This is a genomic window from Streptomyces sp. NBC_00258, from assembly GCF_036182465.1.
In the GTDB taxonomy this organism is placed as follows: Bacteria; Actinomycetota; Actinomycetes; order Streptomycetales; family Streptomycetaceae; genus Streptomyces.
Genome location: NZ_CP108081.1, coordinates 7791536 through 7817757, shown reverse-complemented (window position 1 = coordinate 7817757; position 26222 = coordinate 7791536). Strand labels below are relative to the sequence as shown.

18 protein-coding genes are annotated in these 26222 nt (G+C 72.5%); 14 read left to right on the top strand and 4 right to left on the bottom strand.

The window, feature by feature from the left end:
- Position 1: 1 nt before the first annotated feature.
- From OG718_RS34770 to OG718_RS34730, 9 genes are all read left to right on the top strand, one after another.
- Entirely contained in the window at positions 2-1267 is a 1266-nt protein-coding gene (locus OG718_RS34770; protein ID WP_328846024.1) for a 6-phospho-beta-glucosidase, read from the top strand.
- On the top strand, positions 1258-2232 hold the full coding sequence (locus tag OG718_RS34765) for an N-acetylglucosamine kinase (RefSeq protein WP_328846023.1): 975 nt from the start codon (positions 1258-1260) through the stop codon (positions 2230-2232). The genes OG718_RS34770 and OG718_RS34765 overlap by 10 nt, the downstream gene beginning before the upstream one ends.
- Before the next feature lie 227 nt (positions 2233-2459).
- Positions 2460-3905, top strand: coding sequence for a hypothetical protein (locus OG718_RS34760; RefSeq protein WP_373466251.1), 1446 nt, complete (start codon positions 2460-2462; stop codon positions 3903-3905).
- Between the two features lie 14 nt (positions 3906-3919).
- The gene (locus OG718_RS34755; RefSeq protein WP_143632262.1) at positions 3920-4936 is read left to right on the top strand and encodes a glutamate ABC transporter substrate-binding protein; all 1017 of its coding nucleotides are present in this window, start codon (positions 3920-3922) and stop codon (positions 4934-4936) included.
- Between the two features lie 71 nt (positions 4937-5007).
- Positions 5008-6330: a hypothetical protein gene (locus OG718_RS34750; protein WP_143632264.1), complete on the top strand. Its 1323-nt coding sequence runs from the start codon at positions 5008-5010 to the stop codon at positions 6328-6330.
- Between the two features lie 149 nt (positions 6331-6479).
- Entirely contained in the window at positions 6480-9083 is a 2604-nt protein-coding gene (locus tag OG718_RS34745; RefSeq protein WP_373466398.1) for a serine/threonine-protein kinase, read from the top strand.
- Positions 9084-10493, top strand: coding sequence for a PP2C family serine/threonine-protein phosphatase (locus OG718_RS34740; RefSeq protein ID WP_186000998.1), 1410 nt, complete (start codon positions 9084-9086; stop codon positions 10491-10493).
- Positions 10494-10608: 115 nt separating this feature from the next.
- A complete protein-coding gene (locus OG718_RS34735; protein ID WP_143632268.1) occupies positions 10609-11955 on the top strand; it encodes a vWA domain-containing protein in 1347 nt (448 codons plus the stop codon).
- 117 nt (positions 11956-12072) lie between these two features.
- Positions 12073-13530, top strand: coding sequence for an FHA domain-containing protein (locus tag OG718_RS34730; RefSeq protein WP_328846022.1), 1458 nt, complete (start codon positions 12073-12075; stop codon positions 13528-13530).
- A gap of 100 nt (positions 13531-13630) precedes the next feature.
- Here OG718_RS34730 and OG718_RS34725 read toward each other — a convergent pair whose 3' ends face one another.
- On the bottom strand, positions 13631-14620 hold the full coding sequence (locus tag OG718_RS34725) for a methyltransferase domain-containing protein (RefSeq protein WP_328846021.1): 990 nt from the start codon (positions 14618-14620) through the stop codon (positions 13631-13633).
- 237 nt (positions 14621-14857) lie between these two features.
- On the opposite strand from OG718_RS34725, the gene OG718_RS34720 reads away from it, so the two are divergent.
- The 5 genes from OG718_RS34720 to OG718_RS34700 all read left to right on the top strand — a co-directional run bounded on the left by OG718_RS34720 (position 14858) and on the right by OG718_RS34700 (position 23087).
- Positions 14858-15262, top strand: coding sequence for a globin (locus OG718_RS34720; RefSeq protein ID WP_055611684.1), 405 nt, complete (start codon positions 14858-14860; stop codon positions 15260-15262).
- Between the two features lie 224 nt (positions 15263-15486).
- The gene (locus OG718_RS34715; protein WP_328846020.1) at positions 15487-18921 is read left to right on the top strand and encodes an ABC transporter permease; all 3435 of its coding nucleotides are present in this window, start codon (positions 15487-15489) and stop codon (positions 18919-18921) included.
- A gap of 1 nt (position 18922) precedes the next feature.
- Entirely contained in the window at positions 18923-21859 is a 2937-nt protein-coding gene (locus OG718_RS34710) for an ABC transporter permease (protein WP_328846019.1), read from the top strand.
- A complete protein-coding gene (locus OG718_RS34705) occupies positions 21856-22122 on the top strand; it encodes a hypothetical protein (RefSeq protein WP_328846018.1) in 267 nt (88 codons plus the stop codon). The genes OG718_RS34710 and OG718_RS34705 overlap by 4 nt, the downstream gene beginning before the upstream one ends.
- A complete protein-coding gene (locus tag OG718_RS34700; protein ID WP_143632277.1) occupies positions 22119-23087 on the top strand; it encodes an ABC transporter ATP-binding protein in 969 nt (322 codons plus the stop codon). The genes OG718_RS34705 and OG718_RS34700 overlap by 4 nt, the downstream gene beginning before the upstream one ends.
- A gap of 88 nt (positions 23088-23175) precedes the next feature.
- Here OG718_RS34700 and OG718_RS34695 read toward each other — a convergent pair whose 3' ends face one another.
- Genes OG718_RS34695 through ettA form a run of 3 tightly spaced genes read right to left on the bottom strand, consistent with a single transcriptional unit; the run spans position 23176 to position 25980 of the window.
- Positions 23176-23895 (bottom strand): hypothetical protein, encoded by a 720-nt coding sequence (locus OG718_RS34695; RefSeq protein ID WP_306940090.1) that lies wholly within the window; start codon positions 23893-23895, stop codon positions 23176-23178.
- Positions 23892-24311 (bottom strand): acyl-CoA thioesterase, encoded by a 420-nt coding sequence (locus tag OG718_RS34690; protein ID WP_143632281.1) that lies wholly within the window; start codon positions 24309-24311, stop codon positions 23892-23894. Before OG718_RS34690 ends, OG718_RS34695 begins: the two co-directional genes overlap by 4 nt.
- Positions 24312-24315: 4 nt before the next feature.
- Complete coding sequence (ettA, locus tag OG718_RS34685; protein WP_143632283.1) at positions 24316-25980, bottom strand: energy-dependent translational throttle protein EttA; 1665 nt, start codon at positions 25978-25980, stop codon at positions 24316-24318.
- Positions 25981-26222: the final 242 nt, after the last annotated feature.

The window sequence follows — 26222 nt, the reverse complement described above, 5'->3', positions numbered from 1 at the left end:
CATGAAACTCGCAGTAGTGGGCGGGGGCTCCACCTACACCCCTGAACTCATCGACGGATTCGCGAGGCTGAGGGACACCCTGCCCATAGAGGAGCTGGTGCTCGTCGACCCCGCTCTCGACCGTCTCGAACTCGTCGGCGGTCTTGCCCGGCGCATCTTCGCCAAGCAGGGGCACCCCGGCCGCGTCACCACGACCGACGATCTCGACGCGGGTGTCGAGGGCGCCGACGCGGTGCTGCTCCAGCTCCGCGTCGGCGGGCAGGCCGCCCGCAACGAGGACGAGACCTGGCCGTTGGAGTGCGGCTGCGTCGGCCAGGAGACGACCGGAGCCGGCGGCCTCGCCAAGGCGCTGCGTACGGTCCCGGTGGTGCTCGACATCGCCGAGCGCGTACGGCGTGCCAACCCGGACGCCTGGATCATCGACTTCACCAACCCCGTCGGCATCGTGACCCGCGCCCTGCTCCAGGCCGGTCACAAGGTGGTCGGACTGTGCAACGTGGCGATCGGATTCCAGCGGAAGTTCGCCGGAATGCTGGGGGTCACCCCCGGCGATGTGCACCTGGACCATGTGGGCCTCAACCACCTCACCTGGGAGACCGGTGTGCGTCTCGGCGGCCCCGAGGGCGAGAACGTCCTGCCCAAGCTGCTCGCCGAGCACGGCGACACCCTCGCCGACACCCTGCGCCTGCCGCACGAGATCCTCGACCGGCTGGGCGTCGTCCCGTCCTACTACCTGCGCTACTTCTACGCGCACGACGAGGTCGTACGAGAACTGGGTACGAAGCCGTCGCGGGCCGCGGAAGTGGCGGAGATGGAGCGGGAGTTGCTGAAGATGTACGGCGACCCGGAGCTGGACGAGAAGCCGGCGCTGCTCGCCAAGAGGGGCGGGGCCTACTACTCCGAGGCGGCCGTCGACCTCGCCGCCTCGCTGCTCGGCGCGGGCGGAAGCACCTACCAGGTGGTGAACACATACAACCGCGGGACGCTGCCGTTCCTGCCCGACGACGCCGTGATCGAGGTGCAGGCCGCGGTCGGGCACTCGGGGGCGACCCCGCTGCCGGTGGCCCCGGTGGACCCGCTGTACGCGGGGCTGATGGCGAACGTCACCGCGTACGAGGACCTGGCCCTGGAGGCCGCGCTGCGCGGCGGGCGCGAGCGGGTGTTCCGGGCGCTGCTCGCCCATCCCCTGGTGGGCCAGTACGCGTACGCCGAGGGCCTCACCGACCGGCTGATCGCGCACAACCGGGAGCACCTCGCGTGGGCGTGACCGCAACTGTCCTCGCCGTCGACGCGGGGAACAGCAAGACCGACGTCGCGGTCGTGGCCGACGACGGAAGCGTGCTCGCCACGGCACGCGCCGGCGGGTTCCGGCCGCCCGTCGTCGGCATCCGGGAGGCGGTCGACACGGTCGCGGGCGCCGTCGGCCGGGCCTTCGCCGCGGCGGGCGTCGACTCCGTGAACCATGTCTCGGCGTGTCTGGCCAACGCGGATCTGCCCGTGGAGGAGGAGCAGTTGGCGGCCGCGCTGCACGCGCGCGCGTGGGGGACGACGGTGGAGGTCCGCAACGACACCTTCGCGATCCTGCGGGCCGGTGTGGAGGAGCCGCGCGGTGTGGCCGTGGTGTGCGGCGCGGGCATCAACTGCGTGGGCATGCGGCCCGACGGCCGGGTCGCCCGGTTCCCCGCCCTGGGGCGTATCTCCGGTGACTGGGGCGGGGGCTGGGGTCTCTCCGAGGAGGCGCTGTGGCACGGGGCACGGGCCGAGGACGGGCGGGGCGGTCCGACCGCGCTGGCCCGCACCCTCCCCGCGCACTTCGGCCTGGGCTCCATGTACGAGTTGATCGAGGCCCTGCACCTGGAACACATCGAGCACGCGCGGCGCCACGAGCTGACGCCGGTCCTTTTCGCCACTGCGGCGGACGGCGACCCCGTGGCCCGCGCGCTCGTCGACCGGCTCGCGGACGAGGTCACGTCCATGTCGGTCGTCGCCCTGACCCGTCTCGACCTGCTCGACGAGGAGACCCCGGTCCTGCTCGGCGGGGGCGTCCTGGCCGCCCGCCACCCCCAACTCGACGACCGGATAAGGGAACTGCTGGCCGAGCGCGCCCCCAAGGCCGTACCCCGCGTCGTCACCGCTCGGCCGGTCCTCGGATCCGCCCTCCTCGGACTCGACCACGAGGGTGCCCCGGCCCTGGCGCACGCCCGCGTGCGGGAGTTTTACGAGAGGGTCTGAGCGCGCCGGGAACCGAACAGTTCGGGTTGGCGTATTCATGGGCAGGGGTGGTACGGGATCTTCGCCGTGCTGCGATCCGGGCAAGGCCTTGCTGCAATCGGAACAAGATCGCGTCAAGGCCTGTGCGGATGTCAGTCCCGGCGGCGATACTTGCGGCCGTGTACCTCTGCCCTCGCTTCCTGGCGCCCGGGCGGAGGTGACCGGCCTATGACCATGGGGGAGGTCGAGTGACATATCAGCAGAAGGGTGGTGCGGCGCCACCGGGGGCGCCCGCGCCCACGATGCCCGCGGTTCCGCCGCAGGCCCCGCCGCCCGGGCCGCAGGTCCGCTCCGCCGTGCCCGACACCGGGCCCCCACGCCGTACGGCGTGGGCCGAGGGCGTCGACCAGCTGCGTGCCGCGGCGACCACCGAGCCCGGGCGGCTGCGCATCATCGGCGCGGTGCTCGCGCTCCTCGTCGTCGCGTTCGGGGCGGTCACCGCCTGGCAGATGACGGATCGTTCGGCCGCGGCGGACGACGTGCTGCACAGCAGCCAGCCGCTGAGCGCCGACGCGGCGGACATCTACCGCTCCCTCGCCGACGCCAACACGGCCGCGTCCAGCGGCTTCCTCGCGGGCGGTCAGGAGACTGAGGAGTCCCGCGAGCGGTACGAGAAGGACATCCGGGTCGCCGCGGACAAGCTGGTGACCGCGGCGGCCAACTCCGAGCCGGGCTCCACCTCGGAGAAGACCATCACCAAGCTGAACACGATGCTTCCGGAGTACAAGGGCCTGGTGGAGCGCGCCCGGGCCAACAACCGCCAGGGCTTCCCCCTCGGCGGCGCCTACCTCCGGTACGCGAACTCGAAGATGCAGGTGATGCTCGAAGACGCCGAGCGTCTCTACACGGTGGAGAACCAGCGCCTGCGCTCCGACTACGACGACGCGACGCCCTACCCGTGGATCGCGATCGGCGCCGGAGTCCTCGCCATCGGCGGCCTCGCCTGGGCCCAGCACCGCAACTACCGCCGTACGAACCGCGTGCTGAACCACGGCCTGGTCGCCGCCACGGCCGCCTCCACGGTCGTCCTGCTGTGGCTGGTCGTCGGCCACAGCGTCGCCCGCGCCGGCCTGAACGACTCGTACGACAACGCGGTCCGCTCGCTGAACACGCTGAACGACGCCCGGATCGCCTCGCTCAAGGCCCGGGGCAACGAGAACCTCACGCTGGTCGCCCGCGGTGCGGAGACCAGGACCGTGGGCGCGGAGACCGTGGACGCGTACGACTACGACTTCGAGCAGCAGATGAAGGACCTCACCGTAAAGCTGGCGGCCGCCGAGGACCTCGCCGACAACAGCGCGGGCGAGAAGCCGGTCCAGGCCGCCACGGCCAACATGAAGGTCTGGAAGGAACGGCACAAGGAAGCCCGCGCGGAGGACACGCTGGGCAACTACCAGGGCGCGCTCGACAAGGTGATCGGCACCAAGGACAAGAAGCCGACGGGCGAGTGCTTCGACAAGGTCGACACGGCCCTGGAGACGGCGATAGGCCGCGAGGAGACCGAGTTCAAGCAGGCCGCCGGAGACGGCCGGGGCGCGATGAACGGCCTGGTGGTGGGCGCCGCGGTCCTCGCGGTGCTGGCCGCGGCCGGCGCGGTGCTCGGCATCGGGCGCAGGCTGTCGGAGTACCGGTGAGAGGGGGCATGACGATGAACGCACGGCGTTTGCGGACCAGTCTGAGGGGCTGGGGCGGGGTGGGTGCGATGGCGGTCGTCTGCGCCCTCGCGGCGGTGTTCGCTCTCCTGCTGCCGGTGACCCAGAGCCGCGAGGACGGCGGCACGGGTGTCGACGGCCAGGGTGTGGCCCGGGGTGAGCAGGCGAGGGCCGAGGAGTGCGTGGACCCCGAGGACCAGAGCCTGGCACCGGACTCCGGCCCCCAGGACGGCGCGACGGTCCAGAAGATCAAGCAGGACGGCTATCTGACGGTCGGCGTCGACCAGAACAGCTACCGCTTCGGCTACCGCGACCCGAACAGCACGTCGAAGACCGCCACGTTGGAGGGCTTCGACATCGACCTGGTGCATGCGATCGCGGACGAGATCCTCGGCAAGAAGGACGCCGAGGTCCGCTTCAAGGCCATCCCGACCAGCGAGCGCATCCCGGCGATCCAGGACGGGAAGGTCGACATGGTGGTGCGCACCATGACGATCAACTGCGACCGGCTGGAGGACGTCGCCTTCTCGTCCCCCTACTTCGAGACCGGCCAGCAGGTGCTCGCCCCGAAGAAGTCGGACGTCACCGGGTACGACAAGTCGCTGGCGGGCAAGCGGATCTGCACGGCGAAGGGCTCCACCGCCTTCGACGCACTGACGGCGGGCAAGCAGGACGGCCGCCTCGTCGCGTCCGCCGACTTCGAGAAGCGCACCGTGCCGAACCAACTCGACTGCCTGGTGCGGCTGCAGCTCGGTGAGGTCGACGCCGTGGTCACCGACGGCGCGCTCGCCGCGAGCCAGGCCGCACAGGACCCGACGGTCCAGCTCAAGGGCGAGCCGTTCACGGACGAGTACTACGGCGTGGCGATGAAGAAGGACGCAACCGATCTGATACGCCGGGTCAACCAGATCCTGGTGGACTACCGCAAGGCCGACTGGCAGAAGTCGTACGACACCTGGCTCGCCGGGACGCTCGGCAAGGGCGACGGACCGCCCGCGGTCCAGTACAAGTAGCCGGAGTGTTCCAGTAGTTCTTCATCGAGACGAAGCAAGCACCGCAAGCACCACGAAACGAGGGGTGATCGATGGGCGTCACGGGACCCTCCGGGCCGGTGATGGACCGGGACGAGGTGGACCGTGCGCTGGCGCGGCTCGGCGCGGAGCACGAGGCCATCGAGACCTCGCTCCTCGCCCTGCAGGACCACGCGGGCCGCAGACTCCTCGAAGGCGCCGAGCTCACTGGTACGACCAAGGAGCGCTGGGGTGCCGCCGAGGCGTCGATCTCCCTGCTGTGGGCGTACTTCGACGCGTACGCCGACGCGTTGCGCTCCGCACGGGAGATCCGTTCTCGCAGACGCTGGTCGAACCGCGAGGACCTCGTGGAGCTGACGGAGCTGCTGCGCGGCGAGAGCGTCACGGTCGCCGGCAGCGCGTCCGCCACGGCCGCCGCGCCCACGATGGCGGGCACGGGCAAGCTCAGCGAGCGCTTCTCGCTCGCCGAACTCGTGGAGCGCATGAACGAGTTGTACGCGACCTCGCTGGACATGGTCGTGACGGCCGACGCCGTGTGGTCTGCGCTGCCCGCCCGGATCGATTTACTGGCCGCGGAGTTGCAGCGCACCCGCCAGCTCGCGCACTCCGTGGGCGTACGGCCCGGTGAGCACCCCTCGGGCGACGACCTGGAGCGGATCACCCGCACCCTGACCTCGCTGCGCGAGCGGGTGGTGTCCGATCCGCTGGACTTCTGGCTGCCCGCGCAGGGCAGTTCGGCGCCGGGCGGCGGACGCCCCGACACCACGCGCTACGACCGCGAGGCGCGCGCACTGGAGGAGGTGCGGCGCGAGATCGACGCCGTGCTCACCGTGCGGCAGGACGCGGAGGCGCGGCTGGTGCGGCTGCGGGACGTGCTGAGCCGCGCGGACCGCACGCTCGCCGAGGCGCGGAGTGCCCGCGGCGAGGTCCTCGCGAAGATCGCCGCGTCCGAGGTGCCCGCGGTGAGCGGCCCGCCGACCGCGCTGCAGGAACAGCTGGCGACGGCCGCCGAGTACCGCAGGCACGCCCAGTGGCACCGCCTCTCGCCGCTCCTGGAGTCCCTGGAGGCGAAGGCCGACGACGAACTGCTGCGCGCCCGCGAGTCGTTGACCGCGGTCACCGCGCCGCTCGCGGTCCGCGCGGAGCTGCGCGGCCGTCTCGACGCGTACAAGGCGAAGGTCGCCCGGCACGGCTTCGCCGAGGACCCGCTGCTGGTGGAGAGGTACGACGCGGCGCGCCGCATGCTGTGGAGCGCGCCCTGCGACCTGCGTGTGGCGGAACAGGCGGTGCTGCGCTACCAGCACGCGGCCGCCGAAGTGCTGGTACCCAGGGTCCCCGGGCACGGCGGACCACAGGACCGGAGGGGGGAATCGTGAGCGAACAGAACGTCAACGCCGAAGCGAGTGGGCAGAGTCCGCAGCAACCGTGTCAGCGGCCCGGCTGCTCGGGGTCGTACGAGGACGTGGGCGGCGGCGAGCTGTACTGCGACACCTGCGGTCTGGCCCCGGTCGTCTCGTCGACCGGCATGGTGGGCTCACCGCCGACCGGGATCACCGGGGGCGGCAGGAGCGGTTCGCGGAGTTCGCGCAGCGCCAGTTCGCGCTCCAGCTCCCGCGCCTCCTCACGCGCCTCGTCGCGGTCGTCCCAGTCGCGGCGCTCGGTGTCGGGCCGTCTCTCGCGCTCGGTGTCGGGCCGCACCACGGGCCGTTCGGTGTCGGTGCGCAGCTCCGGCTCGACCGCCGGGTCCTCGGGGCGCGGCCGGCTCGGCGTCGGCCTGGTGCAGGTCCCGGACGTGCCGCGGCCCGACCCGCGCGTGATGATCCAGGAGAACCCCGAGGTCCCCGAGCGCAAGCGGTTCTGCTCGCGCTCCGACTGCGGTGCGCCGGTGGGGCGTTCGCGCGGCGAGCGGTCCGGCCGCACGGAGGGTTTCTGCACCAAGTGCGGCCACCCGTACTCGTTCGTGCCGAAGCTGCAGACCGGCGACATCGTGCACGGCCAGTACGAGGTCGTGGGCTGCCTCGCGCACGGCGGGCTCGGCTGGGTCTATCTCGCCGTCGACCGTGCGGTGTCCGACCGCTGGGTGGTCCTCAAGGGCCTCCTCGACACGGGCGACCAGGACGCGATGGAGGCCGCGATCTCCGAGCGCCGCTTCCTCGCCGAGATCGAGCACTCCAACATCGTGCGGATCTACAACTTCGTGGAGCACCTCGACCAGCGGACGGGTTCGCTGGACGGGTACATCGTCATGGAGTACGTCGGCGGCAAGTCCCTCAAGGAGATCGCCAACGGCCGCCGCACGGCGACCGGCAAACGCGACCCGCTGCCGGTGGAACAGGCCTGCGCGTACGGCATCGAGGCGCTCGAGGCCCTCGGCCATCTGCACAGCCGCAACCTCCTGTACTGCGACTTCAAGGTCGACAACGCGATACAGACCGAGGACCAGCTCAAGCTGATCGACATGGGCGCGGTGCGCAGGATGGACGACGACGAGTCGGCCATCTACGGCACGGTCGGCTACCAGGCGCCGGAGGTCGCCGACGTCGGCCCGTCGGTCGCCTCGGACCTCTACACGGTCGCCCGCACGCTGGCGGTCCTGACCTTCGACTTCCAGGGCTACACGAACGTGTTCGTGGACTCCCTGCCCGACCCCGACAACATCGAGGTCTTCCGCACGTACGAGTCCTTCTACCGGCTCCTCGTGCGCGCCACCGACCCCGACCCGGCCCGCCGGTTCGCCTCCGCGCAGGAGATGGCCGAGCAGCTCACGGGTGTGCTGCGCGAGGTCGTCTCCGTGCAGACGGGGCGCGCCCGTCCCTCGCTGTCCACCCTGTTCGGACCCGAACTGAAGGTCACGGACACGGAGTTGTTCAGCTCACTGGCCGGCGACGTGTCGCGACTTGGCGTGCGGATCGATCCCGTACGGGGGAAGAAGGGCGCGCCCGCGCTGACGGCCGGGGCGAACGGAACGAGCGGCACGAACGGGGCGGGGGCTGCCGGCGGAGCGAGCGGGACCGCAGGGGCGAACGGCACGCCGTTCCTCCCGCCGGCCTCCGCGGCCGCTCGGGCCTCCCTCCTCAAGCCGCTGAACACCGCCGCCGCGGCCCTCGCGCTGCCGGTGCCGCGGGTGGACCCGGGCGACCCGAACGCCGGGTTCCTGGCCGGGCTGATGACGTCCGCACCGGCCGAGCTGATCACCGCGCTGCACGCCGCGCCCGCCGGTTCCCTGGAGCTGCGGCTGCGCGAGCTGCGGGCGCGCCTGGAGATGGGCGAGCTCGACCAGGCGACCAGGACGCTCGAAGCCCTGGAAGCGGACCATCCCGACGACTGGCGGGTGGTCTGGTACCGGGGCGTGGCGGCGCTCGCGACCGGCGACCACGAGGTCGCGGCGGTGTCCTTCGACGCGATCTACGACGCGTTCCCCGGCGAGCCGGCGCCCAAGCTGGCCCTCGGCGTGTGCGCGGAGGTCCTCGGACAGCTGGACAACGCCGCCGAGTACTACCGCCTGGTGTGGACCACCGACCCCAGCTATGTGAGCACCGCGTTCGGCCTGGCCCGCGTCCAGCTGGCGGCGGGCGACCGCCGTGGCTCCGTACGGACGCTGGAGTCGGTGCCGGAGGCGTCGATCCACTACACGGCGGCCCGGGTCGCCGCCGTCCGGGCACGGCTGCGCCAGCGGCTGGCCGAGACGGCGCCGCCCCCACCGGGCCCACCGGCTCTGGGTACGTCCGGTACGGCGGTGCCCGCAGCGGGCGTACCCGGTACGGGAGTTCCCGGGCCGGCGCTGTCCGGTGCGGGGATTCCCGACGCCCCGTTCCTGGACGACCTGACCTCGGCCGCGGCCCAGGTCGAGGCGCTGGACGGGTACGGTCTGGACGCGGTGCGCCGCGAGCAGTTGTCCACAGAGGTCCTTGGTTGCGCCCTGGACTGGGTACTCTCCGGTAGCCAGGGTTCCGCCCCGCCGAGCACTGGGTCGCGGACCGTACTGCTCGGCAGCGACCTGGACGAGCGGGGCCTGCGCTTCGGTCTGGAGCGCTCGTACCGGACACTGGCCCGGCTCGCCCAGCGTGGCGAGGAGAGGATCGATCTGGTGGAGCGCGCCAACCGCTACCGCCCCCGGACGTGGGTGTAATTGATGTCGCAGATGCCTCAACTGGCCGCCTGCCCCAGCTGCGAGGAGCCGCTGGAGTCGGGGGACCGTTTCTGCGGTGCGTGCGGGTACGACCTGACCGCCGTACCCGCGCCACCGGACGACAACCCCACGGTCGCCGTCAACGGAGCTGCGCCACGGCCCCCTTCGGCGGCGGCGTCCGTGGACTGGCCGGTCGCCCCCGAGGTGGACACCTCGGACACACCCGCGCCCGTGGTCCTGCCGACGGACATCGACGGCCGCGAGTCGGCGGGCTCCGACAGCCCGGGCGTACGGTTCGACCGGCCCGCGCAGCCGCCGTCGCCCCCCGCCGCACCACCGCCGCTGCCCTCCCCCGCGCAGGCGCCACAGGCCGCCGCCCCACCTGCCGCGCAGGCGTCCACGGAGCCGGACGAGTACCCGCTCGCCGCGCCGCTGCCTCCCGAGGTGCCGCCCGCCGATCCGCGTACGGCCGACCTCCCGACGCCCGCCGCGGGCCTGAAGGTCTGTGTGGCCTGCCGCGCGGGCCAGGTCGACCGGGACGGCTACTGCGAGAACTGCGGGCACGCGCAGCCGCGCGAGCGCGACCACATGGAGCAGGAGCTGGGCACGGTGGCCGCGGTCAGCGACCGGGGTCTGCGCCACCACCGCAACGAGGACGCGTTCACGGTGTCCTCGACCGCGCTGTCCGACGGCTCGCCCGCGGTCGTCGCGATCGTGTGCGACGGCGTCTCCTCGGCGACCCGCCCCGACGAGGCCTCCCTGGCCGCCTCCCGCGCGGCCAACGAGTCCCTCCTGGCCGCCCTGCCGCGCGGCACGCACCCGCAGCAGGCGATGCACGACGCGATCCTCGCGGCCTCGGAGGCGGTCAACTCCCTGGCGGACCGCAGCGCTCCGGCCCACGAGCACCAGCCGCACGTGAACGCGCCCGCCTGCACCATCGTCGGCTCCGTCGTCACCCCAAGCCTGCTGATCGTCGGCTGGGTCGGCGACAGCCGCGCCTACTGGGTGCCCGTGGACCGGTCGTCACCCCCGGCCCGGCTCACCGAGGACGACTCCTGGGCCGCCCAGATGGTCGCCGCGGGCCTGATGAGCGAGGCCGAGGCGTACGCGGACGAGCGCGCCCACGCCATCACGGGCTGGCTCGGGGCGGACGCGTACGAACTGGAGCCGCACACCGCTTCCTTCAAGCCGGACCGGCCGGGTGTAGTGGTGGTGTGCACCGACGGACTGTGGAACTACGCGGAGGCGGCGGAGGAAATGGCCGAGGTCATCCCGCCCGACGCCGCGGACCGGCCGCTGCACAGCGCCCAGGTCCTGGTGGGCCACGCGCTGGACGGCGGGGGCCACGACAACGTAACAGTGGCCGTCGTGCCGTTCCCCGCCCCGCCGCAGGGGGCAGGATCGGCCTGAGGCCGAAGCGGTACTGAACGGCATCGGCCTCGGAGGGGCCAGGACCGGAGGGGACCGGTCCGCCCACCGACATCACCCACACCTCGTGGGAGTCCTGAGGGGGAGCAGAGAAGGCATGGCCAATTTCTCGAAGTCGAACGTGCCGCAGTTCTCGGTGGAGGTGTACCAGAACGAGTACCTGCCGGAGGGCGGCCGCGAGGTCAACGCGATCGTCACGGTGACCTCGACCGGCGGCGGCACGGTGGGCAGTGCCGTGGCGGCACCCCACCTCTACACACCGGGAGAGGGCCCGGACGCGGCCGTGGCGATCATGGTCGACTGTTCGGGGTCCATGGACTACCCGCCGACGAAGATGCGGGGCGCCAGGGACGCGACGGCCGCCGCGATCGACGCGGTGCGCGACGGCGTGCACTTCGCGGTGATCGGCGGGACGCACGTGGCCAAGGAGGTCTACCCGGGCGGCGGCCGGCTCGCCGTCGCCGACGCGCAGACCCGCGACCAGGCCAAGCAGGCGCTGCGCAAGCTGAGCGCGGGCGGCGGCACGGCGATCGGCACCTGGCTGCGGCTGGCCGACCGGCTGCTGTCCTCGGCGGACGTCGCCATCCGGCACGGCATCGTGCTCACCGACGGCCGCAACGAACACGAGTCGCCCGAGGACCTCAAGGCCGCGCTGGACGCCTGCGCGGGCCGGTTCACCGCGGACGCGCGGGGCGTCGGCACGGACTGGGAGGTCAAGGAGGTCACCGGGATCGCGTCCGCGCTGCTCGGCACCTCCGACATCGTCGCCGACCCGGCGGGCCTGTCCGCCGACTTCACGCAGATGATGGAGACGGCCATGGGCAAGGAGGTCGCGGACGTGGCGCTGCGGCTGTGGACCCCGGTCGGCACGTCGATCAAGTTCGTGAAGCAGGTCGCGCCCACGGTCGAGGAACTGACCGACCGCCGCACGGAGGCGGGCCCGCGTGCCGGGGACTACCCCACCGGCTCCTGGGGGGACGAGTCACGTGACTACCACGTGTGCGTCGAGGTCCCCGAGGCCGACCTCGGCCAGGAGATGCTGGCCGCCCGTGTCTCCCTGGTGATCCCGCAGGGCGACGGCACCGCCCAGACGCTGGGCGCCCAGGGTCTCGTACGGGCCGTGTGGACCGACGACATGGCGGCGTCCACGTCGATCAACCCGCAGGTCGCGCACTACACGGGTCAGGCGGAACTGGCACAAGTCATCCAACAGGGCCTGGATGCCCGCAAAGCAGGAGATGTCGACGGCGCAACGGCCAAGCTGGGCCGCGCCGTTCAGCTCGCCAGTGCCTCCGGAAACGCGGATACGGCGAAACTGCTTTCGAAGGTGGTGGACGTGGTCGACGCCGCGGCAGGTACTGTGCGATTGAAGGCGAAGGTCGCGGAGGCCGACGAGATGACTCTCGAGACACGGTCCACAAAGACTGTTCGTGTAAAGAAGTAGAGCAGTACGCACTCGGCAGCGAGCGCGGCAACAAGCAGGCAGTAACCAGCAGTACGCAAGCGGTTTGCACGATTTGCGGCCCTCTCGGGCCGGAACAGGAGAGGGGGAAGCGCCGACATGCCGACCTGCCCGAACGGACACCAGTCGGGTTCCGACGACTGGTGCGAGGTCTGCGGTCACCGCATGGCCGGTGCCGTGCCCCCGCCACCTCCACCGCCGCCCCCGGCGGCCGGCTACGGCTATCCGCCGCCCGGTTCGCCTCCGCCTCCCGGTCAGGGCGGCCGCCCGCATCTCTCCGCGGTGCCCGACGCGCCCTCGGCCGAGCTCTGCCCGCAGTGCCGTACTCCGCGTGAGGGCGGGGCGCCGTTCTGCGAGGAGTGCCGGTGGAACTTCCTGACGAACACCGCGACCTCGTACACCCCGGCCGCGCCGCGCCCTCCGGGGCCCGGCGGCGGTCCTGGTGGTCCCGGTGGGCAGAACCCGGCGCTGCGCTTCCAGCAGCAGCCGCCCGGACAGCCCACCGGCGGGTACGACTACCAGGGCTCGCGGCCCTCGCAGATGAACCGGCCCGCCGAGCCGATCCCGCCGTTCGGCGAGAACCCCTCGGGCTTCCCCGGTGATCCGTCACGACCGGTTCCGCCACCGCCCGGCCCTGGCGGCACGGGACCCGGGATGCCCGGCGGCTTCGGCGGTCCCGGTGGTCCTCCCGGCGGACCCAACGGACCTGGCGGACCCAACGGACCTGGCGGACCCAACGGTCCCGGTGGACCTGGTGGCCAGGGTGGGCCTGGTGGCCCCGGCGGCCCGAACGGTCTCGGCGGGCCCGGCGGCCCTGGTGGCCCCGGCGGTCCGAACGGGCCCGGTGGCGGCCCGGGCGGCGGCTACAGCGGTCCCGGTGCTCCGCAGGGGTACCAGCAGTCAGGTCCGCCCGCTCCGCCCGCGTACCCGCAGGAGACCGGGCACCCTCAGGGTCCCGGCGGACCCGGTGGTCCTGGTGGTCCGGGCGGGCAGTCCTTCGGTGGCGGTGAGGACGACTGGGTGCTCCCGCCCCCGTCGACCGGTACGCCCGGCGGTCCTGGTGGCCCCGGCGGTCCTCCCGGCCCGGGCGGTGGCTACGGCTACCCGCAGCCCGGCTCAACGCAGGCGCCCCCCGGCTACCAGCAGCAGCCGCTGTCGTGGAGCATCACGATCGGACCCGACCGTGAGTACTTCATGGCGATGATGCAGCGCTCGGGACCGGAGGCCGCGGGCCTGAACCTGCCCGCGTACTCGCCCGAGCAGCAGCGTCCGCTCACCGGCAACCAGATCACCATCGGCCGCCGCCGTCACTCCACGGGCGAGTCCCCGGACATCGACCTGGCGGTGCCGCCGGAGGACCCGGGCGTCTCGCACCAGCACGCGGTGCTCGTCCAGCAGCCCGACGGCAGCTGGGCGGTCGTCGACCAGAACTCCACGAACGGCACCACGGTCAACGGCGCCGAGGAGCCCATCCAGCCCTTCGTCCCCGTACCGCTGCAGGACGGCGACCGGGTGCACGTGGGCGCGTGGACGACGATCACGATCCGACGGGGCTAGGCGGAACCGGGCCCCGTGAGCGCGCGGGGCCGTGACCATGTGCGGCTCCGCCGCGGGGCATGGCCGGCCCGCAGCCGACGAACCGCACAACCGGCGGAGTTCACGGCAGCGGCCAGGCGTACGGCCCCGCGGGGTCGTCCAGCCACGCCCACGCGCGGCCGCCGTCGACCGTGATCCCGTACCGCTGCCGCGGCGGCTGCCCCTCGCGCTCCCAGATCCCGTACGCCTCGTGCGGGTCGAGGCTGTCCGCGGTCAGGGTCAGCAGGAAGTGGAACAGCTCGTGGCTCCTGATCCGGCGCGGCAGCCCCGACAGGTCCACGTCCGGGAGTTCGGGCCCGGGCAGGCCGCCGCCGCGCAGGGGTACGAAATAGGCGGGCGTGTGCAGGAAGCGGCCCTCGGCGTACCCGGAGTCGCGTACCCGCAGCGCGATGAGGCCGGTGGCGAACGGCGCCAGGATCCGGGCGCCCGGGGCGCACTGGGGCAGCCAGGCGCGGGGGATCGAGCTCAGCGTGCAGGTCGCGATGATCCGGTCGAAGGGGGTTCGCTCCGGGCAGCCGCGCGCCCCGTCACCGGTGACGACGGTGGGGTGGTGGCCGGCGAGGGCCAGGTGCCGCCGGGCGGAGTCGGTGATCTCCGGGTCGAGGTCGACCGTGGTGACCTGCTGGTCGCCCAGCCGGTGGGACAGCAGGGCCGCGTTGTAGCCGGTGCCCGCGCCGATCTCCAGGACCGCGTCGCCGTCCCGTACCTCCAGCTCGGCCAGCATCTTCGCCATCAGGGAGGGCTGGCTGCTCGACGACAGCAGCTCGCCGTCGCGCACCCGGGTGGCCAGCGGGGCGTCCGCGTACGCGCCGCGCACCCAGTTCTCGCGCCTGCGCGGGCTGGGATCCTCGCCCCACCGGCGCTCGTAGCCGCCGCCGAGCGCGCCGACGTAGTAGTACGGCACGAAGAGGTGGCGCGGGACGCTCTCGAAGGCCTCCCGCCAGACCGGGTCGGCGTCCCAGGCCCCGCTCGCCTCGATCTCGCTCACCAGCGCCGCCCGCGCCGTGGCGGCGAGGTCGTCGAGACCGGGGTCGATCGCATGCGCGCCCATACCTCCACTGTGCTGCCGGACGGGCCGGGAGGCGAGCGCCGGGAACGACGGATCCGGAATCAATCCTTCGACGATCCGGAACCGGCCCTTCGATTCGGGAGGTCCTAAGCCTTGAGTCCTCGGTCACCCCGTCTGAGACCATGGACAGCGTGCTGCATTTGCCGGGGGACGACCCCCGGCCCCCCGGCCGAGACGACCAGGGGCTGACCGGAGCGACCTTTGTGAGGGCCAACTGACGTGAAAGAGATTCCGCGCGGCACGCTTCAGGAGCAGACCTTCTACGAGCAGGTCGGCGGCGAGGAGACCTTCCGGCGACTGGTGCACCGGTTCTACGAGGGCGTCGCCGAGGACCCGCTGCTGCGGCCCATGTATCCCGAGGAGGACCTGGGCCCGGCCGAGGAGCGCTTCACCCTGTTCCTGATCCAGTACTGGGGCGGCCCGACCACCTACAGCGAGAACCGCGGTCACCCCCGGCTGCGGATGCGGCACGCCCCGTTCGCGGTCGACCGCGCGGCGCACGACGCCTGGCTGAAGCACATGCGGGTCGCCGTCGACGAGCTCGGTCTCTCCGAGGAGCACGAGCACACTCTGTGGAACTACCTGACGTACGCGGCGGCGTCGATGGTGAACACGGAGGGCTGAGCGCCGGCGGGCTGACCACCGTCGGGCCGGACGCCGTCGCCGCCTCCGCCCGACGCGCGCATTCCGGTCGCGGGTCGCCGGATTCCGGTCACGATCCGGTCAAAGTCGGCTCTCAAGCGCTTACCCCGGGGCCGTCACGTCTGACAACATCGCCCGAAGATCCGGAGTGACGGGGATTCCGGGATACGGCGGGGGGCCGGGTGACGGGGTTCGTTTTTTCGCGCGTGCGGGCACATCGACTGCTGCTGACCGCCGCGCTGCTGACCGTCGTGCTCACCACGGCGGTCCTGGCGACCCTCACCGCGTACTCCGGCGCGATCGGTGACGCCGCCCTGCGCCACTCGCTCCTCGACACCTCACGGGGTGCCGGGCGCGGGGAGAGCGCGGCGGCCACGACGCTGATCGTCAAGGCCGACGTGCCCCCGCAGGAACGCGCCGCCGCCGACAAGTCCGTACGGAAGGGCGCGCGGCGCACCTTCGACGGGCTGCCGGTGACGCTGCGGACGCTGACGCGGTCGGGGCCGTACGCGCTGCCGAGGTCGCTGCAGCCCGCCGCCGAACGCTCGGGCGATCCGGACCTCACACACTTCGCGGCACTCGACCGGACCCAGGTCCGGATGATCTCCGGCCGCCTGCCCGGCGCCCCGGGCGACAGCCGCGAGATCGAGGTGGCCCTTCCCGAGGCCGCCGCGCGGGAACTCGCGCTGAAGGCGGGCGCACGACTGACGCTCGTCGACCGGTTCGGCGGGCCCAAGGTGCGGATCCAGGTGACCGGCGTCTACCGGCCCGCGCGCGTCACCTCCCCCTACTGGCAGTTGGAGGACCTGCGCGGACGCGGGGTCAGCAGGCTGGACTTCACGACGTACGGGCCGCTGCTCGCCGATCCGGCGGTGCTCGCGGCGGCGACGGGCAGCGGACAGACGGGCCGGACGGACCGGACGGCCGTGACGGTGAGCGCCGGGCAGACCGGCTGGCTGGCGTCCGCCGACTTCTCCACGCTGACGACCGGGCGGATCGACACCCTGCGGGACGCGGCACGCTCCGGACCTCGTTCACTGCTCAAGTCCCCCGCGCTGCACGGCACCACGGCCGTCACGACATCGTTGCCGGAGGAACTGGACCGGGTCGAACGGTCGTTGCTTGTCTCCCGTTCGACGCTGCTGATCGTGGCGCTCCAGCTCTCGCTGCTCGCCGGGTACGCGCTGCTGCTCGTGGCCCGGCTGCTGAGCGTCGAACGGGCCGGTGAGACACGGCTGTTGCGGGCGCGTGGCGCCACGCGCGGGCGGGTGGCGTGGCTCGCCGCGCTGGAGGCGCTGCTGCTGGCCATCCCGGCCGCCGTGTGCGCGCCGCTGCTCGCCGGGCCTTTGACGCGGCTGCTGGCCGGGCAGGGCGCGCTGTCGCGGATCGGGCTGCGGCTGGACACCTCGGTGACGGCCGGCGCTGTGTGGGTGGTGGCGGCCGGGGTGGCCCTCGGGTGCGCGCTGGCGGTGACCGTGCCCGCGCTGACCGGGGGTTCGGGAGGCGGCCGGGCCCGGGCACTGCCCGCGCCGGTACGGGCCGGTGCGGATGTGGGGCTGCTGGTGATCGCGGCCGTCGCGTACTGGCAGTTGAGCCGGCAGAACTCCGGTGCCGTCACGGACGACCGTTCGGGCACGCTCGGCATCGACCCGCTCCTCGTCTCCGCACCCGCGCTCGCCCTGCTCGCCGGAACCGTACTCACCCTGCGTCTGCTGCCGCCCGTCGCCCGCCTCGCCGAGCGGCGCGCGGCGAGCGGCAGGGGGCTGCCGACGGCGCTCGCGGGCTGGCAGTTCAGCCGCCGCCCGATGCGCGGCGCCGGGCCCGTCCTGCTGCTCGTTCTCGCCATCGCCATGGGCATGCTCGCGATCGGCCAGGGCGCGTCGTGGGACGGCTCGCAGGACGACCAGGCGGACTTCAGGGCCGGCACCTCCGTACGTGTGACGGGCTCCGGCGAGAGCGGGCTGGGGCAGGCCGGGATCTACTCGGCGGTCGACGGTGTGAGCGGGACGGCTCCCGCGGTGCGTACGACGCTGCCGTTGTCCGGGAACCGGACGGCGACGGTGCTGGCCCTCGACACGGCGGACTCCGGGGGCGAGGACGGTTTGCTGATGCGCGGGGATCTGGCACAGGAGCCGGTGGGGCGGATGCTGGCCGGGCTCGCGCCGAAGGGGGCCGCGTCGCCCGGCGCGGTGCTGCCGAAGGGGAGTACGCGGCTGGGGCTGATGTTGCGGATCCGAGCGGAGGCCGCGCCGGTGAAGCAGGGGTCGGACACTTCGGACTCGGACGCTGAGGAGTCGGGGTCGGAAGCGGCGGGGTCCGGCTCGGACCCGGCGGCGTTCCGCTCCGAGATGTCGGCGGACGTGGCGGTGACGCTGGAGGACCGGTACGGCACTCCGTACCGCGTTCCCGTCGGTGAACTGCCCGCCGACGGACGGGCCCACCGGCTCACCCTGGACCTGTCGAAGGCGGCCGAGGCCCCGGCCGGCCGGGCCGCCGAACCGCTGGCGCTGACCGGACTGCAGTTGGACATGCTCCAGCCGACGGGGCGCGCCGAGCGCCACCTGCTCTCCGTCGAGGAGTTGACGGCCACGGGAGCCGACGGGGCCGAGCAACGTCTTGAACAGCCCGCGTCCTGGCTGGCGAAGTCCCGCAGCAACAGCAGCACGGCGGACCCCGAGGCGGACTCCAGCCCGACGGCGGCGACCGTGAGGTCCGAGAAGCCGCTGACGGTCGGCTACGGCACCGGCTACGTACCCGGCGAATACGCCTGGGAGGTCTCGTCGTTGACGATCCGGCTGCGGGTGGACCGGCCCGCCGTGCCCGAGGTCGCCGCGGTGGCGACGGACGGCTATCTGAAGGCCGCGGGCGCGCGTACGGGGCAACGGGTGGACGTGGCCTTCGACGGCTCGGCCGTACCGGTGCGGATCGTGGGGCACGTACGGTCGCTGCCGACCACACAGGACTCCGGTGGCGGGGACCCCTCCGGCGGGGCGCTGCTGGTCGATCTCCGGTCCGTGAACCGGGTGTTGGAGCAGCGGTACGGGGAGAGTGTCGCGCCCGGCGAGTGGTGGCTGCGGACCGAGCCGGGAGCGGCGGCGCGGGTGGCCACGGAGTTGCGCGAGCGGCCCGATGTCGAGCCGTCGCAGGTGGTCGTGCGCGACGAGGTCGCCGAGGAGTTGCGGGACGACCCCTTCGGGGCCGGGCCCGAGGCGGCGTTCGCGGCGGCGTCCGTGGTCGCGGCGGCGCTGGCCGCGGTCGGCTTCGCCGTGAGCACGGCGGGGTCGTTGCGGGCGCGCAGCGGTGAGTTCGCGCTGCTGCGTGCGCTGGGGGCGCCGCGGCGTCAGCTCGCGCGGCTGGTCGCCGCCGAGCAGGGCGTGCTGATGGCGCTGGCGTTGGTGGTGGGTGTGGCGCTGGGGGCGGTTCTTGCGCGGGCGGTGATCCCGTTGATCGTGCTGACGTCGGGGGCGAGCCGGCCGGTCCCGGAGGTACTGGTGGAACTCCCGCTCGACCAGGTCGTGTTCCTGCTGGCCGCCGTGGTGGTCGCTCCGCTGGCCGTCACCGCCGTGCTGGCGCTGCGGCGGGAGGACACCGCTCCCTCGCTGCGGTCGATGAAGTCGCTCAACGGGCAGGACGGTGGGTGAGATGGGGCGTGATTCCGGCTCCGACGGGCGTCCGGGCTTCCGGCGGCGGGACCACTCCGTCGCCCCCTGGATCCGTACCCGTCTGCGCACTGCCCCCGGCGCCGCGGTCGCCCTCGCGCTCCTGGTGATGGCCACCGCCTGTCTGGCCGCGGCCTTCCCCCGGGCCGTCGAACGCTACGAGGACGCGGGCCTGCGTCAGGCAGTCGTGGACGCGACGGCACCCAGGACCTCCCTGCAGGTGTCCGCCCCGCAGCCCGGCAACTACATCCCGCAGTCCGAACGGGAGACGGCCCTGCGTCCGGAAAGCATGCGCAAGTCGTACGAGCGGGTGCTGAACGTGGTGGAGCGGCCGCTCGCCGTCGACTCCGCGCAGTCCGTGTACGGCGTCCGCAACATCAACAACCTCGAAGCGGCGGAGACCTGGCTGCCGATGCCGAGCGGGCTGCCCGCACAGATGTCGCTCGCCGCGCAGAGCGGACTCGCCGAGCACTCCAGGCCGAGCGCGGGCCGCCTTCCGCGCGCGAAGGAGCCGGTGACCGCCGGGACCCGGGAGGTGGAGGCCGCGGTCACCACGGAGACGGCCAGGCGCCTCAACATCAAGGTGGGTTCGGTGATCCACGTGCCAGGGGTGCAGCGTGCCCCGCTCGCCGTGCGCGTCACCGGCATCGTCGTCCCGCGTGACCCCGAGGGCGCGTACTGGACCACGCAGCCCCTTCTGCGCACTCCGTCCCTGATCCGGCCGCCCACGCAGGGCGGTGAGCCCGAGGCCTACTGGCTGGGCGCCCTGCTGCTGTCCCCGGACGCGGCCCCGGTGCTCCTCGGCACCCCGGGCGAACCCGCACGCTACTGGCTGCTCACCCCGGACCCCGCCGCGCTCACCGCGCACGAACTGTCCCGGCTGGGCAGCGCCGTCGCCTCGCTGGAATCGGGCCCGGGTCTGGTGAAGGTCCGCGAGTCCACGGACGCGGACACCGGTGTGAGCACCGACCTCGACGAGGTGCTCGCCTCCTACGCCGAACTCCGTTCCGGCGTACGGCCCCTGGTCTCCGTCGCCGCCTTCGGCACCGGTGCGGTCGCGGTCGTCGTCCTCCTGATGGCGGGCCGCCTCACCGCCGACCGCCGCCGCACCGAACTCGCCCTCCTGCGTGCCCGTGGCGCCTCGCTGCGCGGGCTCACGAGGCGGCTGCTCACCGAGACGGCGGTGGTCGCGCTGCCCGCGGGCGCGCTCGGCCTCGCGGGCGCGCTGCTCGTCGTCCCGTACGGCCGCGCGTCGTACGCCGTCGGGGCGGCCCTCGCGGTCACCCTCCTCGCCTGCGCCGCGCTGCCCCTGCGCGCCCTGGCCGCCCACCGGGTCGTGGGGGTGCACGGCGCCCGCGAGGACCTCGCGTCCGTACGGCCCTCGCGGCGCCGCACGATCGCCGAACTCACGCTGCTCGTGCTGGCGTCGGCGGCGGTGCTCGCGCTGCGCGGCAGGGGGACGTCGGGCACCTCCGACGAGGCGCTCGACTCCGGCACCTCCGGCGACCTGGGCAGCTCCGGCGACCAACTCGTCGCGATGGCCCCGGTGTTGATCGGTGTCGTCGCCGCGCTCGTCCTGGTCCGGCTCTATCCGCTGCCGCTGCGCTGGCTGGCCCGTCCCGCCGGGCGGATGCGCGGCGCGATCGGCCATCTGTCGCTGGCCCGCGCGGGCCGTACCTCCGTCTCCACGGTGCTCCCGCTGCTCGCCCTGCTGACGGCGCTCACCACCGCCGCGTTCGGGGGTTCGGTCCTCGCGGGCGTCGCGGACGCGCGGGACCGGGCGGCGGTGCTCAACCTCGGCGCGGACGCCCGCGTCGAGGCGGAGGGCGCCCTGCCCGCCGCCCTGCCGGAGCGGGTCCGCTCGGCACCCGGCGTACGGGAGGTCACTCCCCTGAGCATCGCGTACGAGGCCAAGCCGGGAGCCGGCGTGGAGTCGGTACCCCTGGCCGGAGTGGACCCCGAGGGGTACGCACGGCTGGCGGGACGGACGGGTCTCGGGGCGTTCCCGGCGGACGAGTTGAAGGCTTCACCGGTCGGCGGTACGGCGAAGTCCGGCACCGGCAGCCGCCCTTCGCCGTCCGGCGCCGACGGCTCGGCGAAGGCCGGCGGCAGCGGCTCGGCGAAGACCCCGCTTCCCGCGCTCGCCTCCTCCGCCGTCGCCGACCGGTACGGCACCCATCCCTTCTCGCTGCGGCTGTCGGACGGCAGCGACGTCACCGTCCGCATCACCCTCGTACGCGACCTGACCCCGGCTCTGCCGGGCACGGACTTCCTCATCGTGGACCGGGCCGGCCTCAGCACGATTGCCGCGCGCCCCACCACGCTCCTGGTGACGGGCGACCAGGTGAGCGGCGGCGCCCTCCGCAAGGCCGTCGCCGCCGGTACGGGTGCCGATGCGGGCGCCACCGCCCGTGCCGACGTACGCCTGCGTTCGGAGGAGCGGGCACGTTACGTCGACTCACCTCTCCAGTCCGGCGCGGAACGCGTCTACGCGGTCGCGGTGGCTGCGGGCTCCGGATACGCCGTACTCGCGCTGCTGCTCGCCCTGGTGCGCGCCGCGCCCGAGCGTGCCGCCCTGCTGGCCCGGCTGCGCACGATGGGCCTCACCCGGAGCCAAGGGCGCCGACTGCTCGTACTGGAGGCGTTGCCCCAGGCGCTCCTCGCCGCGGTGGGCGGCGTCCTGACCGGCTGGGCGGCGGTCCGTCTCCTGGCCCCTGGCATCGACCTCACCTCCATCGCCCTCGCCACCCCCGGCGGAGCACCCCCGACCGGCACCGCCGCGCTCCACACGGACCCGGCGTCCCTCTTCCTGCCCGCCCTGACCGTCCTCCTCCTGGCCACCGGAATCGCAGCCGGCCAGGCATGGTGGACGGGCCGACGCGGATCGGTGCGGGAGCTGAGGGCGGGGGACAGCCGATGACTCGCGGCAACGGCGGGCATGTGCCCGTCACGACGGACGGCAGCGGCGGATGTGCGCCGTCCACGACGACCGGCACCGGCGCCAGCACCGGCACGCTCGCCACGACGGCCGGGACCCGCGCAGACGTGCCCGCCACGACGGCCGGGACCGGCGCAGACGTGCCCATCGCGACCACCGGCTTCGGCGGAAGCGCGCCCCCCACGACAACTGGCACCGGCGGAGACGTGCTCTCCATGACGATCACCACGGGAGTCGCCCGATGACCACCACCGAACCCACCGGCCCCAGCTTCGCCGACCTGGCCGAACGTGCCGCCGCCCGTCGCGACCGGCCCGCCTACGGTCACGACGCCCTGATCACCTGCGACCGGCTGGTCCGGATCTTCTCCGCGGACGGCGTCGAGGTGCAGGCGCTTCAGGGCCTCGATCTCCTCGTCCGGGAGGGCGAGTTGATGGCGTTGGTGGGTGCGTCGGGCAGTGGCAAGTCGACCCTGATGAACATCCTGGCCGGCCTGGACACCCCCACCGCGGGTGCCGCCCGGGTCTCGGGCCACGACCTGCTGACCATGAACGCGAAGGACCGGCTCCGCTACCGCCGCGACACCGTCGGCTTCGTCTGGCAGCAGACGGCCCGCAATCTCCTGCCCTATCTGACGGCCGCCCAGAACGTCACCCTGCCGATGCAGCTCACCGGCGCCCGCAGGAACCGTCGCGCTCAGTCCGAACGCGCCCTGGAACTACTGGATTTGCTGGGCGTCGCCGACTGCCGGGCCCGCCGCCCGTACCAGATGTCCGGCGGCCAGCAGCAGCGCGTGGCCATCGCCGTCGCCCTGGCCAACTCCCCCGCCGTGCTCCTCGCCGACGAGCCCACCGGTGAACTCGACTCGCACACCGCCGAGCAGATCTTCGCCGCCTTCCGCACCGCGAACGAACACCTCGGCACCACCGTCGTCATCGTCACGCACGACCAGGCGGTCGCCGGCGAGGTCCGCCGCACGGTCGCCATCCGCGACGGCCGCACCTCCACGGAGGTCCTGCGCCGCACCGAGGTCGACGCCACGACCGGCCACGAGACGGTGGTGGCCCGCGAGTACGCGATGCTCGACCGCGCGGGCCGGCTGCAGCTCCCCGCCGAGTACACCGAGGCCCTCGGCATGCGCGACCGCGTCGCCCTGGAACTGGAACCGGACCACATCGGCGTGTGGCCGGACGACAGCGAACACGGCTGACGAGGGCACTCGGCCGACAAGTGAACCCGGCCGGCACTCGCCGTCGCCGATCCTGAGAATGCCGCCGGTCCTGGAAATCCAGGGACGCTCAGCGGACGCTGACGCCCAACGCCCCAAGTCCCGCCCTGCGTACGGCGATCGACCCGTACGGCGTACGCAGCCTGAGCCAAGCGCCCGCCGAGAGCAGCCGCAGTACGGCGCCATCGCGTACGGCCGCGGTCGCGGTCATGTCCGTGCTCGCGACCGGGCGCGCGGGCCGCAGGAATCCCAGCGACTGGGCGGCGTGCGCGGCCCGCACGGGAAGCTCGGTGTCGCCGACCGGCCGGGACCAGATCTCCCGCCCGATCTGGTCGAGCGCGGTCCTCGTACGCCCTTCGGGTGCCAACTCGTCGATGCGCGAACGGAATTCGGCGACCGCCCCGGCCACCATCGTCCGCACCGCGTCGGGCCCGGGCAGTCCCGGCTCGGGCCGCCAGCCCCCGCGGGGCGGCAGCACCCCGGCCCACGGCGGGCCGGTGACGGCGGCGGGCACGGCCGCGGTGGCCGCCGGCTCGTCGAGGGACTCCAGGAGTTCACCGGCCGAGACGGTCACGTCGAGCGAGAGGTCGAGACCGTTCTCGTACGGCTTGTCGAGGCGTGCCGTACGGATCGCGAGCACCTCGAACGACGGTGGCCGGCCGAACACCGCGAGCGTCGTCCCCGACGCCTGCAGCCGCACCGCGGCCGCACGGTCGTAGTGGATCAGCCTGGCCAGGAAGGCGGCGAGGTCCGCCGCCTCCCCCTCGTCGGCGAGGTGCAGGGCCGTCATGCCGCGACGGCCCCCGCAGGGTCGTCCTCGTCGTCCGCGTACTCCTCGAGGAACTCCCGCTCCTCGGCGGTGAGGCGACGCGGCCGCTGCGCCTCGAAGTCGAACGGCACTATGACCGTCTGCGCCCGGACGTACACCTGGTCCGGATCCTTGACCTCGTAGGCGACGGTGAACGACGCCGCCCTTATCCGCGTGACCCACAGCTCGATGTCCACCGGCTGGTGCCGGTGGACCAACTGCTGCTTGTAGTCGATCTCATGGCGTGCCACCACGGACCCCTGCTGGAAATCCTTGTCCGGGCGGAACAGGAAGTCGATGCGCGCCTCCTCCAGATAGCGGAGGAAGACCACGTTGTTGATGTGGCCGTACGCGTCCATGTCCGCCCAGCGCAGCGGGCAGCGGTAGATGTGCCGCAAGAGATCAGCCCCGGGTCAGCTTCTTGTAGGTGGCGCGGTGCGGACGCGCGGCGTCCGGTCCGAGCCGCTCTACCTTGTTCTTCTCGTACGACTCGAAGTTGCCCTCGAACCAGTACCACTTCGACTCACCCTCGTAGGCGAGGATGTGCGTCGCGACCCGGTCCAGGAACCAGCGGTCGTGGGAGATGACCACGGCCGCACCGGGGAACTCCAGCAGCGCGTTCTCGAGCGACGACAGGGTCTCGACGTCGAGGTCGTTGGTGGGCTCGTCGAGGAGCAGCAGGTTGCCGCCCTCCTTGAGGGTGAGAGCCAGGTTCAGACGGTTGCGCTCACCACCGGAGAGGACACCGGCGGGCTTCTGCTGGTCCGGGCCCTTGAAGCCGAAGGCGGACACATAGGCCCGCGACGGCATCTCGACCTGACCGACGTTGATGTAGTCGAGCTCGTCGGAGACGACGGCCCACAGCGACTTCTTGGGGTCGATGTTGGCGCGACTCTGGTCGACGTAGCTGATCTTGACGGTGTCGCCGACCTTGATCGCACCGGAGTCAGGGGTCTCAAGGCCCTGGATCATCTTGAAGAGGGTGGTCTTGCCGGCGCCGTTGGGACCGATGACCCCGACGATCCCGTTGCGCGGCAGCGTGAAGCTCAAGTCATCGATGAGGACCTTGTCGCCGTACGCCTTGGAAAGGTTCTGGACCTCGACGACGATGGACCCCAGACGCGGGCCCGGCGGGATCTGGATCTCCTCGAAGTCCAGCTTCCGCATCTTGTCGGCCTCGGCTGCCATCTCCTCGTAACGGGCCAGGCGCGCCTTGGACTTGGTCTGACGGCCCTTGGCGTTGGACCGGACCCACTCCAGCTCTTCCTTGAGCCGCTTCTGCCGCTTCTCGTCCTTGCGGCCCTCCACCTTGAGACGGGTGGACTTCTTGTCGAGGTACGTGGAGTAGTTGCCCTCGTAGGCGATCGCACGGCCGCGGTCCAGCTCGAGGATCCACTCGGCGACGTTGTTCAGGAAGTACCGGTCGTGAGTGACGGCGATGACGCAGCCCGCGTACTTCGAGAGGTGCTGCTCCAGCCAGTTCACCGACTCGGCGTCGAGATGGTTGGTGGGCTCGTCGAGAAGGAGCAGGTCCGGAGCCTCGATCAGCAGCTTGCAGAGCGCGACGCGACGCTTCTCGCCACCGGAGAGGTTGACGACCGGCCAGTCGCCGGGCGGGCAGCCCAGCGCGTCCATGGCCTGCTCCAGCTGCGCGTCGAGGTCCCAGGCGTTGGAGTGGTCCAGGTCTTCCTGGAGCTTGCCCATCTCGTCCATCAGCGCGTCCGAGTAGTCGGTCGCCATCAGCTCGGCGACCTCGTTGAAGCGCTTGAGCTTGCCCATGAGCTCGGCGGCACCGTCCTGGACGTTCTCCAGAACCGTCTTGGTCTCGTCCAGCTTCGGCTCCTGCATGAGGATGCCGACGCTGTAACCGGGAGACAGGAACGCGTCACCGTTGGACGGCTGCTCAAGGCCCGCCATGATCTTGAGAACGGTGGACTTACCGGCACCGTTCGGCCCGACCACACCGATCTTCGCGCCTGGCAGGAAGTTCAGGGTGACGTCATCAAGAATCACCTTGTCGCCGTGCGCCTTGCGCGTCTTGCGCATGGTGTAAATGAACTCAGCCAAGAGAAACCGTCCGGACGCTTGAAATCGGCAGTGGGCAGATACACCCCATCTTGCCGTACCGCCACCCCTCGAAGGAAACCCGTTCCGGCCGGGGGCCGGTTACCGGACGCCACCCCGCCACTCCCGTAACGGCTCTGTCACTCACCGTTTCCATACGTCGGGATCCGTCGCCATCCGTCGCCGCGAACCTGCCCTGCCCTCATGGGCGTAGGACTTAAGCCTGAGGCTTTCGGGTCGTGCGG